Annotated in this window: 16 protein-coding genes; 4 read left to right on the top strand and 12 right to left on the bottom strand. The window is 67.3% G+C overall.

What is annotated here, in order from left to right:
* Positions 1-293: 293 nt before the first annotated feature.
* The 10 genes from FBY20_RS09030 to FBY20_RS08985 form a co-directional block, all read right to left on the bottom strand.
* Positions 294-1,424 carry a M20 family metallopeptidase gene (locus tag FBY20_RS09030; RefSeq protein WP_142051571.1) on the bottom strand — a complete coding sequence of 377 codons (1,131 nt, stop codon included), beginning with the start codon at positions 1,422-1,424 and terminating at the stop codon, positions 294-296.
* 33 nt (positions 1,425-1,457) lie between these two features.
* Positions 1,458-2,363, bottom strand: coding sequence for a hydrolase (locus FBY20_RS09025; protein WP_056327601.1), 906 nt, complete (start codon positions 2,361-2,363; stop codon positions 1,458-1,460).
* Positions 2,363-3,373, bottom strand: coding sequence for an ABC transporter ATP-binding protein (locus FBY20_RS09020; protein ID WP_062839575.1), 1,011 nt, complete (start codon positions 3,371-3,373; stop codon positions 2,363-2,365). The genes FBY20_RS09025 and FBY20_RS09020 overlap by 1 nt, the downstream gene beginning before the upstream one ends.
* Before the next feature lie 3 nt (positions 3,374-3,376).
* Positions 3,377-4,354 carry an ABC transporter ATP-binding protein gene (locus tag FBY20_RS09015; protein ID WP_056327599.1) on the bottom strand — a complete coding sequence of 326 codons (978 nt, stop codon included), beginning with the start codon at positions 4,352-4,354 and terminating at the stop codon, positions 3,377-3,379.
* Positions 4,351-5,271 (bottom strand): ABC transporter permease, encoded by a 921-nt coding sequence (locus FBY20_RS09010; protein ID WP_056327598.1) that lies wholly within the window; start codon positions 5,269-5,271, stop codon positions 4,351-4,353. The genes FBY20_RS09015 and FBY20_RS09010 overlap by 4 nt, the downstream gene beginning before the upstream one ends.
* Before the next feature lie 6 nt (positions 5,272-5,277).
* Positions 5,278-6,255 (bottom strand): ABC transporter permease, encoded by a 978-nt coding sequence (locus tag FBY20_RS09005; RefSeq protein WP_062839574.1) that lies wholly within the window; start codon positions 6,253-6,255, stop codon positions 5,278-5,280.
* A 101-nt stretch (positions 6,256-6,356) separates the two neighbouring features.
* Complete coding sequence (locus FBY20_RS09000) at positions 6,357-7,346, bottom strand: succinylglutamate desuccinylase/aspartoacylase family protein (RefSeq protein WP_056327596.1); 990 nt, start codon at positions 7,344-7,346, stop codon at positions 6,357-6,359.
* Between the two features lie 135 nt (positions 7,347-7,481).
* Positions 7,482-9,095 (bottom strand): ABC transporter substrate-binding protein, encoded by a 1,614-nt coding sequence (locus tag FBY20_RS08995; protein ID WP_056327595.1) that lies wholly within the window; start codon positions 9,093-9,095, stop codon positions 7,482-7,484.
* A 372-nt stretch (positions 9,096-9,467) separates the two neighbouring features.
* Positions 9,468-9,701 carry a hypothetical protein gene (locus FBY20_RS08990; protein ID WP_008161006.1) on the bottom strand — a complete coding sequence of 78 codons (234 nt, stop codon included), beginning with the start codon at positions 9,699-9,701 and terminating at the stop codon, positions 9,468-9,470.
* A gap of 121 nt (positions 9,702-9,822) precedes the next feature.
* Positions 9,823-10,671 carry an NAD(P)H-hydrate dehydratase gene (locus FBY20_RS08985; RefSeq protein WP_142051568.1) on the bottom strand — a complete coding sequence of 283 codons (849 nt, stop codon included), beginning with the start codon at positions 10,669-10,671 and terminating at the stop codon, positions 9,823-9,825.
* 117 nt (positions 10,672-10,788) lie between these two features.
* Here FBY20_RS08985 and FBY20_RS08980 point away from each other — a divergent pair, with 117 nt between their 5' ends.
* Positions 10,789-11,622, top strand: coding sequence for an enoyl-CoA hydratase/isomerase family protein (locus FBY20_RS08980; protein WP_056327593.1), 834 nt, complete (start codon positions 10,789-10,791; stop codon positions 11,620-11,622).
* Position 11,623: 1 nt separating this feature from the next.
* Here FBY20_RS08980 and FBY20_RS08975 read toward each other — a convergent pair whose 3' ends face one another.
* Together FBY20_RS08975 and FBY20_RS08970 are read right to left on the bottom strand one after the other, a co-directional pair.
* Complete coding sequence (locus FBY20_RS08975) at positions 11,624-12,361, bottom strand: enoyl-CoA hydratase-related protein (protein ID WP_142051565.1); 738 nt, start codon at positions 12,359-12,361, stop codon at positions 11,624-11,626.
* On the bottom strand, positions 12,358-13,329 hold the full coding sequence (locus FBY20_RS08970; protein WP_142051562.1) for a nitronate monooxygenase family protein: 972 nt from the start codon (positions 13,327-13,329) through the stop codon (positions 12,358-12,360). The genes FBY20_RS08975 and FBY20_RS08970 overlap by 4 nt, the downstream gene beginning before the upstream one ends.
* Positions 13,330-13,484: 155 nt before the next feature.
* On the opposite strand from FBY20_RS08970, the gene FBY20_RS08965 reads away from it, so the two are divergent.
* The 3 genes from FBY20_RS08965 (at position 13,485) to FBY20_RS08955 (ending at position 16,717) form a co-directional block, all read left to right on the top strand.
* Positions 13,485-14,108: a TetR/AcrR family transcriptional regulator gene (locus tag FBY20_RS08965; RefSeq protein WP_142051559.1), complete on the top strand. Its 624-nt coding sequence runs from the start codon at positions 13,485-13,487 to the stop codon at positions 14,106-14,108.
* 53 nt (positions 14,109-14,161) lie between these two features.
* Entirely contained in the window at positions 14,162-15,310 is a 1,149-nt protein-coding gene (locus FBY20_RS08960) for an acyl-CoA dehydrogenase family protein (RefSeq protein WP_063956629.1), read from the top strand.
* A gap of 177 nt (positions 15,311-15,487) precedes the next feature.
* On the top strand, positions 15,488-16,717 hold the full coding sequence (locus FBY20_RS08955) for a CaiB/BaiF CoA-transferase family protein (protein WP_056327589.1): 1,230 nt from the start codon (positions 15,488-15,490) through the stop codon (positions 16,715-16,717).
* Positions 16,718-16,785: the final 68 nt, after the last annotated feature.

The raw sequence follows: 16,785 nt of genomic DNA, 5'->3' as shown, positions 1-16,785 counted from the left end.
AAGAACCCGACTCGCCCCGCCGCCCGTAAAGATTCAACCGCAGAGCCCGGTGTGGCGTGGGCCTGGGGTGGGCGGGGCGTTTAGATGCGCCCGGCGGAAACCGAAGGGAGCCGAAGGCGGACGAGGTTGTGCACGGGGGGGGCCGCCTAGGCAAGTCCGGAGCGAAGGCTCCGGACCGCAATCGGAGCCCCGCCCGCCCCAGGCCCACGCCGCACCGGGCGTCAAAAGAACTCCCCCCCCGCGCGACATCAACCCCCACCAACCCCACCAACAACATCCAAAAAACCAAACCTTCAAGCCAAATCCTGCAGCAGCAATTCCCAAAACTTCAACCGCTGCTCCAACGTAGACACCAGCACATACTCGTTCAGCGTATGCGCCCCATCTCCATCCGCGCCGAGACCGTCCAGCGTCGGAATACCCATAGCCGACGTGAAGTTGGCGTCGCTGCCGCCGCCCGTCATCGGCGCGTCTTCAAGCAGGAAGCCCGCGCGGTCCGCGAAACCTTGCACCAATGCCAGCAATGCGGCGGCTTCTTCCGTCTTGACCATCGGGGGCCGGTTCAGTTCGACGTCGATGTCCAGTTCAACGTCCGGACCCACCGCGCACAGTTCGCGCATGCGGCGCAGCACGTCTTCGGCGGCGCCCATGTCGGGGACGCGGAAGTCGACGACGCAGCGGCACAGGGCCGGCACCGTGTTGGTGACCGTGCCGCCGGCGATCGTGCCCACGCTGACTGTGATGCCGCGGTCGTAGTCGGTCATGGCTTCCAGCGCCAGCACCTGGTGGGCCATTTCGCGGATCGCGCTGCGGCCCTTCTCGTGCTGCATGCCTGCGTGGGCGGGGCGGCCCTTGACGTTCAGGTTCAGCATGCCCGTGCCCTTGCGCGCCGTCACGCACTTGCCGCCGTTGGGGCGGGCAGGCTCGCAGACCAGCGCGTACTTGGCATTCGCGGCGAAGCGTTCGATGTGCGGGCGCGAGGCGTGGCTGCCCGTTTCTTCGTCGGGAACCACCAGGAAGTCCACCGGCAGTTGCGTAGCCCCCGGACGCGCCACGCCGGCCAGGGCCGTCAGCGCCAGGTAGATGCCCGCCTTCATGTCATAGCTGCCCGGGCCGTAGAGACGGTCGCCGTCGATGCGCACGGGGTTTTCCAGCAGCGTGCCCACCGGATGCACCGTGTCCATGTGCGCCAGGATCAGGATGCCCGGACGCGTGTCGCCGGGGGCGCGGTTGGTGGCGTACAGCAGCGGTCCCGTCGTGGGGCCCAGCGACGACAGTTCAACGGTCAGGCCGGCGGCGGCCGCGTAATCGGCGATGATGCGCGCCATCGCGGCGATGCCTTCGGGGAAGTTCGACGGCGACTCGCATTGCAGCCAGCTCTGGATGCCGGCGACGATCTGTTCAGTGCTCTGGGTATTGGACATGGCGATATCGGGTTTCAGCGATGGGAAAAGGGTTCAGGCGACCTGCTGGCCGGCCAGGCGGGCGAGTTCGGCGTCGTCGGGCATCTTGCCGTCGAACCAGAGGCTCGCGCAGACGGCCGACATGGCGCGGCCGTCGTGGCCGATGCCGGGCACCACCTGCAGCTTCCAGCCGAACGGCACGCCGCGGCGCTCGGCTTCCTTGCGGCCGAATTCGAAGTAATTCTGCGCGCGCGCGAAGCGGTGCGGGCCTTGGCGCATGGCGGCGGGTTCGGATGGCAGGTTCGGGTCGTTGGTCTCGATGTCCTTGTCGCCTGCCAGGATGGTCATCGGGTAGGCCAGCAGCTTGACCAGGTGGTCCTCGGTCAGACCCACGCCGTCCATGCCCTCCGGATAGGGATAGTCGAACGTCGGCAGCGTATACCAGCCGGGATTGCCCGCCGTCACCGCCTTGAAGGGCGCATGCGGCTGGCTGCTCATCAGGCGGTGGACGAATTGGCCGCCCGCGCTGTGGCCGAACAGGTAGACGTTCTGCCCGTCGGTGATCTCGCCGGCAATCATGTCCCTGATGACGTTGCCCACCAGCGCGTACGTCCAGCCATCGATGTGGCGCGGATTGCCGCCCGCCGAAAACACGCGGCCGTTGTTGTAGCTTTCGACGCCCGGCCAGATCTCGTTCGAGAACGTCAGCGCCACGATCAGCAGCTTGTGCTTGTCGGCGGCTTCGACCCAGAAGTCGCGGTATTCGTCGCCGTTGCGCAGCACGCCGTGCTGCACGATCACCACGGGGCGGTCCGGCGTGTAGCCGTAGGGGCGGTAGGTCTGCAGCTTGAACGGACGGTCGTAGTTGCGGTCCTCATCCACGTACAGGATGGCGTTGCGGCCCGCATGGCCCATTTCGATGGCGATGCGGTCCACATTGGACATGTCGGAAGGTTTCATCAGGCGCTCGCTTCGTTCAGGTGGCAGGCCGACCAGTGGCCAGCCGAGATTTCTTTCAGGGCCGGCGCGACTTCGCGGCAACGCGGCATCGCGTGGGGACAACGGGGATTGAACGTGCAGCCGGAAGGCGGATTCAGCGGCGACGGAATCTCGCCCTTGATCGGCGTGAACTTGCGGCCGCGGCGCGCCACGTCCGGCACTTCGGCCATCAACGCTTGCGTGTACGGGTGGTTGGCGCGGGCGAAGATCTCGGCCGACGTCGAGATCTCGACGATCTTGCCCAGGTACATGATCGCGACGCGGTCCGAGATGTGCTTGACCACGCCCAGATCGTGGCTGATGAACAGGTACGTGAAGCCGTGCTGCTCGCGCAGGTCCATGAACAGGTTGATCACCTGCGCCTGGATCGACACGTCCAAGGCGGCAACGGGCTCGTCGCAGACCAGGAACTTGGGCGCCACCATCAGCGCGCGGGCGATGCCGATGCGCTGGCGCTGGCCGCCCGAGATCTGATGCGGGAAGCGGTCGCGGTATTCCGTGGCGAGGCCCACTTCGGTCAGCGCCTGGTCGATGCGGGCGGGGATCTCGTTGGGAGGCGCCAGCTTGTGCACCTTCAGCGATTCGCCCAGGATCTGCCGCAGCCGCTGGCGCGGGTTCAGCGACGCCTGCGGGTCCTGGAAGATCATCTGCACGCCCAGCGTGTACGCCAGCTTGTCGGCGCCGCGCAGACGGTTTGCGTCCATGCCCTGGTACAGCAGCTCGCCTTCGGTCTGGCGGTGCAGGCCGGCCACGACGCGGCCCAGCGTGGACTTGCCGCAACCGGACTCGCCCACCAGGCCCACGACTTCGCCGCGCTTGATGGACAGGTCCACGCCGTTGACCGCGTACACGGTGCGGCGGTCGATGGGACGGCCGGTCAGGGCGAGAATGCGTTGGGCCAGGTCAGGCCGCTGCTCGAAGCGCTTGTGGACGTTCTTGAGCTCGATGACGGGGGTATCGGCTTGGCTCATTGCTTACTGTGCCTCGCGGGCGATCGGCACGTAACAGCGATAGCTGCGCGAACCTTCGGTGGTGACGGAGGGGGCTTGCTCGGTGCAGCGCGTGACCGCGTGGGTGCAGCGCGGCCGGAACGCACAGCCCGCCGGACGGGCGGCAAGGCTCGGCGCCATGCCGTTGATCTGGTGCAGGCGCGCGCCCGGTTGCGTGGCGCCGGGCATCGAGTCCAACAGGCCGCGGGTGTAGGGGTGGCGCGGCGCATCCAGCACCTGCTCGACCGGGCCGCTCTCGACGATGCGGCCGGCATACATCACGGCCACGCGGTCGGCCAGCTCGGCCACCACGCCCAGATCGTGGGTGATCCAGATCAGCGCCGTGTTGTGCTCGCGGCAGATCTGCTGCATGCGGTAGAGGATCTGGCCCTGGATGGTCACGTCCAGCGCCGTGGTGGGCTCGTCGCAGATGATGAGGTCGGGCTTGTTCAGCATCGCGATGGCAATCGCCACGCGCTGGCGCATGCCGCCCGAGAACTCGTGCGGGTAGCTCTTCAGGCGCTTCTCCGGCGACGGGATGCCGACCATGGCCAGCGCCTCGCGGCAGCGCTCCTCGGCCTGGGCGCGCGGCACGTCCTCGTGCGTCAGGATCGCTTCCATCATCTGCTCGCCGATGCGCAGCACCGGGTTCAGCGTCATCAGCGGATCCTGGAAGATCATGGCGATGCGGTTGCCGCGCAACTGGCGCATCTGCTCTTCGGACAGCTTGCGCAGGTCCGTGCCCTTGAACTTCACCTCGCCGTCGACGACTTCGCCCGGCGGGTCGATAAGCCCCAGCAGCGAAAAGCCCGTCACGGACTTGCCGGAACCGGATTCGCCCACCAGGCCCACGATCTCGCCACGGCGCACGGTCAGGTCGACACCGTCGACCGCCAGCCACGCGCCGGCCTCGGTATGGAATGCAGTGCGCAGGCCGCGCACATCAAGAAGAATGTCGCTCATGCTCGGCGAGGGTCCAGGGCTTCACGCAGGCGGTCGCCCACGATGTTGATGGAAAGGATCAGCACCAGGAGCGCAATGCCCGGGAACAGGCTGATCCAGTAGTCGCCCGACAGCAGGTACTGGAAGCCGTTGGAGATCAACAGGCCCAGCGACGGTTCGGTGATCGGCACGCCCACGCCCAGGAACGACAGCGTCGCTTCCAGCGCGATCGCGGTGGCGATCTGGATGGTGGCAAACACCATCACCGGCCCCAGGCAGTTGGGCAGCAGGTGATACAGCATGATGCGCCAGGCCGGAAAGCCCAGGTTGGCGGCCGCCTCGACGTATTCCTTGCGGCGTTCCTGCAGGGCGCGGCTGCGCATGATGCGCGCGTAGTGCCCCCATTGCACAAGGACCAGCGCAAGAATCACCTTGTCGACCCCGCGGCCCAGCACCACCAGCAGCACCAGCGCCACCAGAATGGTCGGAAAGCCCAGGATGAAGTCGACGATGCGCATCAGCACGGTGTCGACCCAGCCGCCCACGTAGGCGGCAACCAGGCCGATCGCGCCGCCGATGGCGGTGGCCAGCACGACGGCGGTCAGGCCCACCATCAGGCTGATGCGCAGGCCATACAAAATGGCGCTGAGCATGTCGCGGCCCTGGTCGTCGGTGCCCAGCCAGGCGATGCTGCCGTCCATCAGCGCCTGGCGCGGCGCAAGCCGGCCGTCCATGAGCGACAGGTTGGCAAGGTCGTAAGGGTTCTGCGGTGCGAAGAACGGCGCGAAGACCACCAGGATCACCAGGACGGCCAGCGCGATGACGGAGCCGCGCACCGTCGGGCGCGCGTGCAGTTTTTTCAGAATGGCGGCGCGCCGCGGCGTCTCGGCCAGGGGCTGGACGGTGCGGGTGCGGCCAGGATTCGGAGTATTAGCCATGGCGGTTTATTGAGCGGGGGCCACGAGCTGCACGCGCGGGTCGAGCGCCGCGTACAGGATGTCCACAACCAGGTTGATGACGACGAAGATCAGCGTGACCAGCATCACGTAGGCAACGACCACGGGACGGTCGAGCTGGTAGACGCTGTCGATCAGCAGCTTGCCCATGCCGGGCCACGCGAACACGGTTTCGGTGATGGTGGAGTAGGCGATGAGCGTGCCGAATTCCATGCCGATCACCGTGACCACGGGGATCAGGATGTTGCGCAGGATGTGGCGGCGCACGATGCGGCCCGGCTTGACGCCCTTGGCGCGCGCGAACTTCACGTAGTCCTGGCTGCGGGCCTCGACGACGCCCGAGGCGGTCATGCGCAGCACCAGCGCGATGTTGGCCAGCGCCAGGTTGATCGCCGGCATGATCAGGTGCGACCAGCCGTCGGCGGTCAGGATGGACAGGCGCACGCCCAGCACGTCGACCGTGTCGCCGCGGCCAGTGGCGGGCAGCCAACCCAGCCAGACGGCGAACAGCAGGATCAGCATCATGCCCTGCCAGAAGTTCGGCAGCGAAAAGCCCAGCACCGACGAGGCCATGATGCCGCGGCCCACGTACTCGTCGCGGTACAGGCCCGCGACCAGGCCCAGCGGAATGCCGATCACACAGGTCAGCATGATCGCGACGAACACCAGTTCGAACGTGGCCGGAATGCGCTGCACGATCAGTTCGATCGCGGGAATGCCGTGCACGAAGGAGGTGCCCAGGTCGCCATGCAGCGCGCGCCACAGGAACCCGGTGTACTGCTGCCACACGGGCAGGTCCAGGCCCAGGCGGGCGATCATCGCCTCGCGCGCGGCCTGGCTGGCTTCGGGGCTGACCAGCAGCTCGATCGGGTCGCCCACGGCATACACCGCGAAGAAGACCACGACCGAAACGGCCAGCAGCACGAACAGACTCTGTATCAGTCTGCGTAGGATGAACAAGGCCACGTGATGATTTCCTTGGTGGGCTCGGGGTTGGGGAAAAGCCGGGGTTATCGGGCGGGCCTGGCGTACAGGGCCCGGATATTCAAGTCAGGCCAGCCTGCACGCTAGGTGATCGGCTGCGCCAGGCGCACGACGGTCACGCCGGGCCGCAGGTTGGCGGTGGACGGCATGATGAGCACGCAGTTGTCGTAGGGCGTGGTGACGGGCTCGCCTTCCGACCAGCCGATGACGGTGCCCGCGCGGGGCAGCGTTTCCAGCCCCTTCCAGGGCTCGGCGAAACGGAAGTCGGCGCTCTTGGCGGCGACGGCGTGCGTGACGCGCAGCGCGCGCTGCAGCGGCGCGCCGGGGGCGAACCAGGCGGCGGGGATGTCGCCGCGGTCCACCGTGCCGGCCTGCACCAGAAAGCGCGCCATCTGGTCGGCGGCCACGCCACGCGCCTCGGGGGCGCCGTGAAAGCCGCATTCGATCAGAAGGGACCGCGTGCCGTTGTCGCCGGCTTCGCCGAAGCGGCCGAAATCGCGCATGCGCACGCCGGCGGCGTGGCCTGCGTCGGCAATGATGGTGGCGGGATTGCCCAGGGCGAGGGCCAGATCGATGTTGCGCTGTTCCAGGCCGGTCAGCTGCAGCGGCACGTCGGAATTGCTCATCGAGTGAAAGTCCAGCAGCCAGTCGGCCTGTTCCACCCACGGGCGCAGGGCTGCAGCGCGGCGGCGCTCCTGCGAGGTGGGCACGGAAAGCTTGTCGTCGCTCCAGACGCGGTTCATGTCTTCGTCCACGAAGCGCGCGGGGGCGTAGTTGCGCGCGTCGAACCGGTCGAACGCGGCCAGGTTGCAGAACGCCAGCGTCAGCGTGCCGCGGCGCGGGCGCAGGCCGGCGGCAAGCAGGTCCTTCAGCGCCCAGGCGCCACAGAGCTCGTTGCCGTGGATCAGCGCGCTCAGGAGCACGCGTTTGCCGGGCGCGCCGGAATCGAAATGCCAGACGCCGGGCGTGTCGGTGTTGCCCACGCGCTCGGCCGACAGGTCCGGACAGGCCAGCAGGAAAGGACGCAGGGGAGACGGGGGCGCGGACGAGGACGGGGGCAAAGACGTGGGCATGGCAGTTCCGATGAAGCCAGACGATTGTATAGGGGATGAGGCGGGGGGCTGCGGGCCCGGGTGCGGCAACTGCGCCGCCCCAAGGCAAAACGGCTGCACGAGGCAGCCGTTTCTTCTTTACTCAGCCCTGCCTGCTCACTTCGCGTCGGGCTTGACCGACGTGGCCAGGGTGTACTGGTCGCGGCGGCCTTCGTACGAAATGCCCTTGCGGTACGCCCAGATGCTGCTCTCGAAGTGCAGCGGGATCAGCGGCACGTTGTCCAGGGCGATCTGGGTGGATTCCTGCAGCAGCTTTTCGCGCTTGGCGGGATCGACCGTCACGATGGCCTGCTTGTAGACCTTGTCGAAGTCCGCATTCGAGAAGCCGCCGTAGTTGCTGGTGCCCAGGCTGACGGGCGAATCCAGCGTGGCGACCCACAGCTGGAACAGCGCCGAGGCCTCACCCGTTTCCGCCGGCCAGCCGCCCATCGAGAAGCTGAACTCGCGCTTGGCGCGCTTGGGGAAGTAGATGGAGGCGGTCATCGCATCCACGTTGGTCTTGATGCCGACGCGCGACAGGTACTGGGCCACGGCCTGGGCAATCTGGCCGTCGTTGACGTAACGGTCGTTGGTGGACGACAGCGTCAGTTCAAAGCCGTTCGGATAGCCGGCTTCGGCCAGCAGCTTCTTGGCGCCTTCCGGGTCGTACTTGATTTCCGGGGCCTTGGGCAGCGCGCCGAACATGCCGTCGGGCATGTACTGGAAGGCCGGGGTGGCCATGCCGTCCATGATGCGGGCCGTGATGGTCTTGCGGTCGATGGCCATGTTGATGGCCTTGCGCACGCGCAGGTCCTGCAGCGGGTTCTTGCCGTCGGCGCTCTTGACGAACGGGCTCGGGTTGCGGCCCACGTCCGGCTGGAAGAACACCAGGCGGGTGGACGGCGTGGCCACGAAGCCGAACTTCGGATTGTCCTTCAGGCGCGGCAGGTCGCGGGCGGCGGGGTTTTCGATCATGTCGAAGTCGCCGGACAGCAGGCCGGTCAGGCGCGGGCCGGCCGAGGGCACCGGCACGAACTTCACTTCCTTCCAGTGCGGCTTCTCGCCCCAGTAGTTTTCGTTGCGCACCAGCTCGATGCCGGTGCCCTTGACGTAGGACTTCAGCATGTAGGGGCCGGTGCCGATGGCGTCCTTGCCGTTGTTGAAGTCGACCACCGTGGGCCAGGCGCCCGTCACGCCGCAACCCTTCTTGGGGTCGTACGTGAGCTTGCCGTGCTCGACGATGCCGTTCCAGATGATCGGCAGCGAGCGGGCCAGTTCGGCCGGCATCAGGGGGAACGGTTCACCCGTCTTGATGATGACGGTGTGCGCGTCCGGCGTCTGGACGTCGGTGATGCGCTTGGTCATGTCCATGTAGGACTGCGACACGTTGGTTTCGTTGTTCAGCGTCCGGCAGATCGTGAACAGCACGTCTTCGGAGGTGAACGGCTTGCCGTTGGAGAACTTGACGTCGTCGCGCAGCTTGAATTCCCAGGTCAGGTCGTCCAGGTTCTTCCAGGAAGTCGCAAGCTGGGGAATCAGCTTCATGTCGGCGCTGCGGCCCACCAGCGAGTTGTAGACGTGCGCGGAGAACGCGTCGTTCTGCGTCATCTTGTGATAGTGGGGGTCCGCCGAGGTGGGTTCGGCCGACAGGCCGATCTTCAGCGTCTGGGCTTGGGCGGCTGCCAGGGGGATGGCGGCGGCCACAAGGGCCAGGGTAGTGCGCAACTTCATGGTGACAACTCCGGATTGGGAACGAACCGGATCGTGCGGGCGGCCTCGCGTGCCAGGGGACGACTGCGTCGGCCGAAGGCGTGCGGGGAAATTGTCGCCAGGGCACGACGGCAAGGGGCCGATTATCGGTAGGGGGTTCGCGCGCTGTCAATGCGCAGCGGCGATCGAGGCGCTAGGGAAAACGCCGAGAGGGGGAGGGAAAGAGGGCGTCGCGGGGCCCTTAGGGGCCACCCGCGGCGCGATGGCGCCGGTGAGGGATCAGCGCCGATGCGTTGCGGCGGGCGCCGGGGCTTACCCGGCGGGCGCTGCAACGTCAGCGCGCCAGGCTGATTCGCGGGAGATCTGTCGCGAATCAGCCTGGCGCGGCTGTTATTACCACTGCGATCCGGAGAAGCGCGAGCTGGCGGCGCGAGCCTTGTTCATCGATTCGTTCACTTCGTCGATGAAGGCAAAGACGGCGGCAACAGCGGCTGCTACGGATTGGCCAGCCTTCTTCAGGCTGGTCAGCGGGTGAGAATTCGGTTGGTTTTCGAGAGCGCCGCGGAGCAGGTCACGCTCCAGCGCGTCGGTCAGGCGGGCAGTGTTGTTCAGGGTCAGTTCGCTCATGGTTTGGCTCCAGTCCGTTTCGTCATGGGGTAAACCATTATAGGGATAACCCTAGGCAAATAGCAATGTCATTTTAAGGGAAAACCCTAGTATGTTGTAAAAATGTTTGTGGGACATGGACTTAGCGCCCGTTGCGCAGGGCGCGGGCCGCGTCCGCAAGCTCTCCGGCCGTCAGGCCGATGGGGCCGACACCCTGGGCGACCAGCGCGTCGGCGGCGGCGCCGTGCAGCCAGACCGCCCCGTGCACGGCCTGGTCCAGCGGCAGTTTCTGGGCAAGCAGGGAACCCAACATGCCGGCCAATACGTCCCCCGTTCCCGCGGTGGCCAGGCCCGGGTTGCCGCTGGTGTTGATGTGCAGACTGCCGCCGGGCGCGCATACGACGGTGCCGGCGCCCTTGAGGACGATCCAGGCCTGGAAGCGCTGCGCCAACTGCCGGGCGGCGGCGGGGCGGTCGCGCTGGATCTCGGGCGTGCCGATACCCAGCAAGCGGGCGGCCTCGGCGGGGTGGGGGGTCAGCACGATGGGGCCGGCGCCCCAGTTGGGATGGATTTCGCCCCGGGCCAGCAGGTTCAGGCCGTCGGCGTCCAGCACCAGCGGGGCCTCGCGCCGCAGGACGAACAACTCCGACAACGCATTTGCGGCCAGCTGGCTCGTGCCGATTCCGCAGCCGGCGACCCAGGCGGTCACACCCCAGTCTTCTTCCAGCAGCGAGCGGAAGTCGCGCAGCATCAGTTCGGGTTGCAGGGGGTCGCAGGGCAAAGGCAGCGTGTCCTGGACAAAGCCCACCAGCACCTTGCCGGCGCCGGTCTTCAAGGCGGCGCGGGCGGCGAGCAGCGCCGCGCCCGTCATGCCGGCGCCGCCGCCCACCACCCCCACGGTGCCGAAGCTGCCCTTGTGCGTATCCTGCGCGCGGGGGGCGAACAGGGCAGGCAGCGCGGCGCGGTCGATGGGGATGGCGGGGGTGTTCATGGGGTGAGGCTCCGGGGGGAAATCGTCATGGCGGGTCGGCCGTATCCACTATAGTGCGCAAAAACGCGGCCGCCTCGGGCGGGGCGCGAACAACCAAGAGACGACCCGGAGCAGACAATGACCGACATTACGCTGGAACACTATTCGGCCTACGAATCCCTGAAGCTGCGCCGCCACCCCGGCGGCGTGCTGGAATTGATCATGGGGACCAAGGGCGGCGTGCCGGGCAAATTGTCCACGGCCGACGACCGCATGCACCGCGAACTGGCCGACATCTGGCGCGACATCGACACCGATCCGGACACGCGGGTGGTGGTGATCCGCGGCGAGGGCAAGGGGTTCTCGGGTGGCGGCGACCTGGAGCTGGTGCAGCAGATGGCCGACGACTTCCACGTGCGCACCCGCGTCTGGCGCGAGGCGCGCGACCTGGTCTACAACATCATCAATTGCAGCAAGCCGATCGTGTCCGCCATGCACGGCGCGGCGGTGGGGGCGGGTCTGGTGGCCGGGCTGTTGGCCGACATTTCCATCGCGGCGCGCGACGCCCGCATCATCGACGGGCACACCCGCCTGGGCGTGACGGCGGGCGACCACGCCGCCATTGTCTGGCCGCTGCTGTGCGGCATGGCCAAGGCCAAGTACTACCTGATGCTGTGCGAGACGGTCTCGGGTGAGGAAGCCGAGCGCATCGGCCTGGTGTCGCTCTGCGTGGACGAGGCCGAGCTGATCGGCAAGGCGTTCGAGGTGGCCAACAAGCTGGCGGCCGGGTCGCAGACGGCGATCCGCTGGACCAAGTACTCGCTGAACAACTGGCTGCGGATGGCGGGGCCGACCTTCGACACCTCGCTGGCGCTTGAATTCATGGGCTTTGGCGGCCCGGACGTGCGCGAGGGCATCAATTCCCTGCGCGAGCGCCGGGCGCCGAATTTCCGGCCCGATTCGCCGTTCTGACCTACTTCTTGAAGAACTTCGCGAACGCCGCCTGCGCTTCTTCGGTCTGCAGGCGCGCGCGAAACTGCTGGGCTTCGTAGTCCAGCGTCTCCTGGATGGCCTGCCGGTCCGCCCGCTTCATCATCGCCTTGGTGAGCCGTAGCGCGGCGCGCGGCTGGCGCGCCAGATCCGCGGCGGTGGCCTGCGCCTCGGCCAGCGCCTGGCCCTTGGGAGTGGCCGACGTGGCCAGCCCGGCCTGCACCGCGTCGTCCGCCGTGAAGGCCTTGCCCTGCATCAGCCATTGCGCTGCCCGGCGGCCGGCCAGGCGCGGCATCAGCAGGCTGGATGCGCCTTCCGGGCACAGGCCCAGGGCGACGAACGGCATGCGCAGGGTGGCGCCTTCGCCGATGTGGACAAAGTCGCAATGCTGCAGCAGCGTCACGCCGATGCCGATGGCGTAGCCCTCGACGGCGGCGATGACCGGCACGTCGGCCGTGGTCAGCGCGCGCAGGAAGGTCAGGCCCGCGCTGTCGCCCGCGCCACGCTCGGCCTGGAAGTCGCGCAAGTCGTTACCCGCCGTGAAGTGATCGCCCGCGCCGGTCAGGATGACCGCAGACAGCGTCACGTCGGCGCTTGCCAGCGAAATCTGCTCCGTCAGCGCCGCGTAGGTGGCGGTGTCGAGCGCGTTGCGGCGGTCCTGCCGGTCTATCGTCAGCGTCAGGACGGCGCCGTCGCGCTGGACCTTCAGGCCGGCGCTCATGCGTGCGGGGCCGCGGCCAGGCGGGCTTTCGCCTCGGCGTACTCGCGCCGCAGCGTGTCGACGATCTTGCGCGTGGGTTCGACGCTGGCGATGCCGCCCACGCCCTGGCCGGCGCCCCAGATGTCCTTCCAGGGCTTGACGCGCGTCGAGCCGAAATTGGACGCGCCGCTATCGGGTGCGGGCAGGTTGGCAGGGTCCAGGCCGGCGGCCGCAATGCTGGCCTTCAGGTAGTTGCCCGGGATGCCCGTGAAGAACGGCGTGTACAGGATGTCCGACGCGCTGGCCTCGACGATGGCGGCCTTGTAGCCCTCGCTGGCGTTGGCTTCCACGCTGGCGATGAAGCGCGTACCCATGTAGGCAAAGTCCGCGCCCATGGCCTGCGCCGCGAGCACATGCGCGCCCGAGGTGATGGCGCCCGACAGGATCAGCGGGCCGTCGTAAAAGCGGCGAACCTCGGAGATCAGCGCGAAGGGGCTCAGCGTGCCGGCGTGGCCGCCCGCGCCCGCGCACACCAGGATCAGGCCATCCACCCCCGCTTCCAGCGCCTTTTCGGCGTGGCGGATGGTGGTGACGTCATGGAAAACCTTGCCGCCCCAGTCGTGAACGCCCTTCACTAGGTCGCCGGGGGCGCGCAGGCTGGTGATGATGAGGGGCACGCGGTGGCTGGCACACACGGCCAGGTCCGCCTCCAGCCGGTCATTGGACTGGTGGATGATCTGGTTGACGGCAAACGGCGCGACGCGGTCGCCGGGGTGGGCTTCCCGGTGGGACGCGAGCCCCGCCTGGACTTCGTCGAGCCAGTCGGTCAAGAGCGTCTGCGGCCGCGCGTTCAGCGCGGGAAACGACCCCACGATGCCGCTCGTGCACTGGGCGATGACCAGCTTGGGGTTGGAGACGATGAACATCGGGGCGCTGATGACCGGCAGGGACATCTGGCCATACAAATCAGTCACGAGGGGATGGGGCATGGGGCGTCGTCTCGTTGTTGGTTTTGGAGTATATTAATTACCTACCGACCGTCCGGTAATTAATTAATCTTTATTTAACGGCATGCGCGGAAGGGCTGTCAATGGAGGTTCGCCAGAACCTTTTCGGTCCCGCGCGGCCCCTGTAAAAGGCCGACATGGCGCTTACCGCCCCACCCGTACAGAAACGCGCCCGCGCCGGCAGGCCGCCCACGCTGGCTGCCCCGCGCGAACGCATCCTGGAAGAAGCCGCCAAGCTGTTCGCCCGCAGCGGCTATGACGGCAGCTCCATTTCCGACCTGGCCGCCGCCATCGGGGTGTCCAAGGCGGCCATCTATCACTATTACCCCACCAAGCAGGACATCTACGACGCCATCATCCTTGAGGTGCTGGAAGGCCTGACGCAAACCGTCGGCCGCGAGGTGGCCAGCGCCGTGGGCGGCGTGGCCCGCCTGCGCGCGTTCATGGTGGGACATGCCCGTTATTTCGAGCAGCACCACGCCCAATTCGTGACCATGCTGATCGGCTATTCGGGCATGGCGCTGTCCGAACGCGAAGATGCCGCCCGCCTGCGAGACAGCTACGAAAAGCTGTTGCGCGACGTGATCGCGCAAGGCGTGGCCGACGGCGCGTTCCGCGCGCTGGACGTAGCGGCCACGGGCCGTGCCGTGCTGTCGATGCTGAATTGGATGGTGCGCTGGTACAAGCCCGGGCAGGGCGACAGCGCCGAATCCATCGCCGACGGCTATTTCGATCTGCTGGTGGGCGGCATGCGTCCCTGAACGTGCCGTCATACCAAACCCCCGACCTGCATTCGCTCTAAGAGACTTTCCTCATGGCCCTGGACACCGAAACCCTGAACCTTTTGATCGACGCCGTCCGCCGCTTCGTGCACGAACGGCTGATTCCCGCCGAGGACGAACTGGCCGCCAGCGGCGAAGTGCCGCCGGACATCGTCAATGAAATGCGCGACCTGGGCCTGTTCGGCCTGTCCATCTCGCCGGACTTCGGCGGCCTGGGCCTGACGATGGAAGAAGAGGTCCGCGTCGTGTTCGAACTGGGCCAGACCTCGCCCGCGTTCCGGTCGCTGGCCGGCACCAACATCGGCATCGGCTCGCAGGCCATCGTCCTGGCCGGCACCGACGAGCAGCGCGCCCGATACCTGCCCAAGCTTGCCAGCGGCGAACTGATCGGGTCGTTTGCGCTGACCGAGCCCGATGCGGGCTCCGACGCCATGTCGCTGCGCGTGTCCGCCGAGCGTGACGGCGATTGCTACGTGCTGAACGGCACCAAGCGCTACATCACCAATGCGCCCATCGCCGGCCTGTTTTCGGTCATGGCCCGCACGGCGCCCGAGCGCCGGGCCAACTCCATCTCGTGCTTCCTCGTCGAGGCCGGCACGCCGGGCCTCATCATCGGCAAGCCGGACAAGAAGATGGGCCAGGCCGGCGCGCTGACCAGCGACGTCGTGTTCGACAACTGCCGCGTGCCGGCCAGCGCCTTGCTTGGCGGCGAGGAAGGCAATGGCTTCCGGACCTCCATGCGCGTGCTGGACAAGGGGCGCCTGCACATTTCCGCGTTGTGCGTGGGCATTGCCGACCGCCTGCTGCGCGACGCCGTCAAGTACGCCACCGAGCGCAAGCAGTTCGGCCAGCCCATCGCCGAATTCCAGCTCATCCAGGCGATGATCGCCGACAGCCAGGCCGAACTCTACGCGGCCCGCTGCATGGTGCTGGACGCCGCCCGCATGCGCGACCGCGGCGAGAACACCACCATGCAGGCCGCCTGCTGCAAGCTCTTCTCCACGGAAATGGTGGGCCGCGTGGCCGACCGCGCGGTGCAGATCCACGGGGGCGCGGGCTACATGTCCGAGTACGCGGTGGAGCGGTTCTACCGCGACGTGCGCCTGTTCCGCATCTTTGAAGGCACGTCGCAGATCCAGCAGCTGGTCATTGCGCGCGAGACCATCAAGGCCCATTCCTGATCTTTCCGCCGCCAGCGGTCCGGCCAACGCGTTCGAGAGGCTAATATCCAGTCTGACGAATGTTGATCGGAAGGCGGCCCCCGGCGGGCCGCCTTCTGGCATGACGGAATCCCAGTCCGCCTTGCGCTCCGGCGCGGGCGGGAAGTTCTCATTTCCCTTCTAGCGAAAAGATTACCGATGTCGCAACGTCCCGCTCCCCTAACCGGCATACGTGTGCTGGATCTGACCCGCGTGCTGGCGGGTCCCTGGTGCACCCAGAACCTCGCTGACCTTGGCGCCGAGGTCATCAAGATCGAACGGCCCGGCTCGGGCGACGACACGCGCGCCTGGGGCCCTCCGTACCTGAAGGACGAAGCGGGCCACGACACCACCGAGGCCGCGTATTACCTGTCGGCCAACCGCAACAAGATGTCGGTGGCGCTGGACATCGCCTCGCCGCGTGGCGCCGAGCTCGTGCGCGAACTGGCCTTGCAAAGCGACATCCTGGTGGAAAACTTCAAGGTCGGCGGGCTTTCCAAATACGGCCTGGACTACGAGAGCCTGAAGGAACTGAATCCGCGCCTGATCTACTGCTCGATCACGGGCTTCGGCCAGACCGGCCCCTACGCCAGCCGTCCCGGCTATGACTTCATGATCCAGGGCATGGGCGGCCTGATGAGCATCACCGGCGAGCGCGACGATCTGCCCGGCGGCGGTCCGCAGAAGGCAGGCGTTGCCGTGGCCGACCTGATGACCGGCATGTATTCCACCGTGGGCATCCTGGCGGCGCTGCACGAACGGGCCCGCAGCGGCCTGGGCCAACACATCGACATGGCGCTGCTGGATTGCCAGGTCGCCATGCTGGCCAACCAGAACCTGAACTTCATGACCTCGGGCGTGGCGCCGCGCCGCGCCGGCAACGCGCACCAGAACCTGGTGCCCTACCAGGTGTTCGCGGCCAGCGACGGCCACCTCATCGTGGCGGTGGGCAACGACAGCCAGTTCCGCAACTATTGCGGCGCGATCGGCCTGCCCGAGCTGTCGGCCGACCCGCGTTTTGCCACCAACCCGCAGCGCGTGAAGAACCGCGAGGAACTGGTGCCGCTGCTGGCCGAGCGCATGGCCACTGGCGAGCGCGACCACTGGCTCGCCGCGCTGGAAGGCGTGGGTGTTCCGGCCGGTCCCATCAACACGCTGGACCAGGTCTACGAAGACCCGCACGTGCTGGCCCGCAACATGAAGCGCGAGCTGCCCCATCCGGCCGCAGGCACCGTGCCCGTGGCGGCCAGCCCGCTGAAGTTCTCCGGCAGTCCGGTCGAGTACCGCCGCGCGCCGCCCATGCTGGGCGAGCACACCGAGCAGGTCCTGTCCGAAAAGCTGGGACTGTCGGCCGAAGAAATCCAGGCGCTGGCCCAGAGCCGCGCCTGACGCGCGCGAGAAGGCGGCCTGGCCGCCTTTTGCGCATGCCGCGCCGCGCCAGGCGCACGATCCATTCC

The organism is Achromobacter sp. SLBN-14 (assembly GCF_006715415.1).
Classification (GTDB): domain Bacteria; phylum Pseudomonadota; class Gammaproteobacteria; order Burkholderiales; family Burkholderiaceae_B; genus Achromobacter; species Achromobacter mucicolens.
This window is presented reverse-complemented; position numbering and strand designations above follow the sequence as displayed.

Excerpts from the sequence above, each read along its gene's own strand:
- FBY20_RS08985 (WP_142051568.1), bottom strand. The coding sequence starts at position 10,671 with ATGAACACCCCCGCCATCCCCATCGACCGCGCCGCGCTGCCTGCCCTG.
- FBY20_RS09000 (WP_056327596.1), bottom strand. The coding sequence starts at position 7,346 with ATGCCCACGTCTTTGCCCCCGTCCTCGTCCGCGCCCCCGTCTCCCCTG.
- FBY20_RS09010 (WP_056327598.1), bottom strand. The coding sequence starts at position 5,271 with ATGGCTAATACTCCGAATCCTGGCCGCACCCGCACCGTCCAGCCCCTG.
- FBY20_RS09025 (WP_056327601.1), bottom strand. The coding sequence starts at position 2,363 with ATGAAACCTTCCGACATGTCCAATGTGGACCGCATCGCCATCGAAATG.
- FBY20_RS08960 (WP_063956629.1), top strand. The coding sequence starts at position 14,162 with ATGGCCCTGGACACCGAAACCCTGAACCTTTTGATCGACGCCGTCCGC.
- FBY20_RS09020 (WP_062839575.1), bottom strand. The coding sequence starts at position 3,373 with ATGAGCCAAGCCGATACCCCCGTCATCGAGCTCAAGAACGTCCACAAG.
- FBY20_RS08975 (WP_142051565.1), bottom strand. The coding sequence starts at position 12,361 with ATGAGCGCCGGCCTGAAGGTCCAGCGCGACGGCGCCGTCCTGACGCTG.
- FBY20_RS09015 (WP_056327599.1), bottom strand. The coding sequence starts at position 4,354 with ATGAGCGACATTCTTCTTGATGTGCGCGGCCTGCGCACTGCATTCCAT.
- FBY20_RS09030 (WP_142051571.1), bottom strand. The coding sequence starts at position 1,424 with ATGTCCAATACCCAGAGCACTGAACAGATCGTCGCCGGCATCCAGAGC.
- FBY20_RS08995 (WP_056327595.1), bottom strand. The coding sequence starts at position 9,095 with ATGAAGTTGCGCACTACCCTGGCCCTTGTGGCCGCCGCCATCCCCCTG.
- FBY20_RS08965 (WP_142051559.1), top strand. The coding sequence starts at position 13,485 with ATGGCGCTTACCGCCCCACCCGTACAGAAACGCGCCCGCGCCGGCAGG.
- FBY20_RS08970 (WP_142051562.1), bottom strand. The coding sequence starts at position 13,329 with ATGCCCCATCCCCTCGTGACTGATTTGTATGGCCAGATGTCCCTGCCG.
- FBY20_RS08990 (WP_008161006.1), bottom strand. The coding sequence starts at position 9,701 with ATGAGCGAACTGACCCTGAACAACACTGCCCGCCTGACCGACGCGCTG.
- FBY20_RS08955 (WP_056327589.1), top strand. The coding sequence starts at position 15,488 with ATGTCGCAACGTCCCGCTCCCCTAACCGGCATACGTGTGCTGGATCTG.
- FBY20_RS08980 (WP_056327593.1), top strand. The coding sequence starts at position 10,789 with ATGACCGACATTACGCTGGAACACTATTCGGCCTACGAATCCCTGAAG.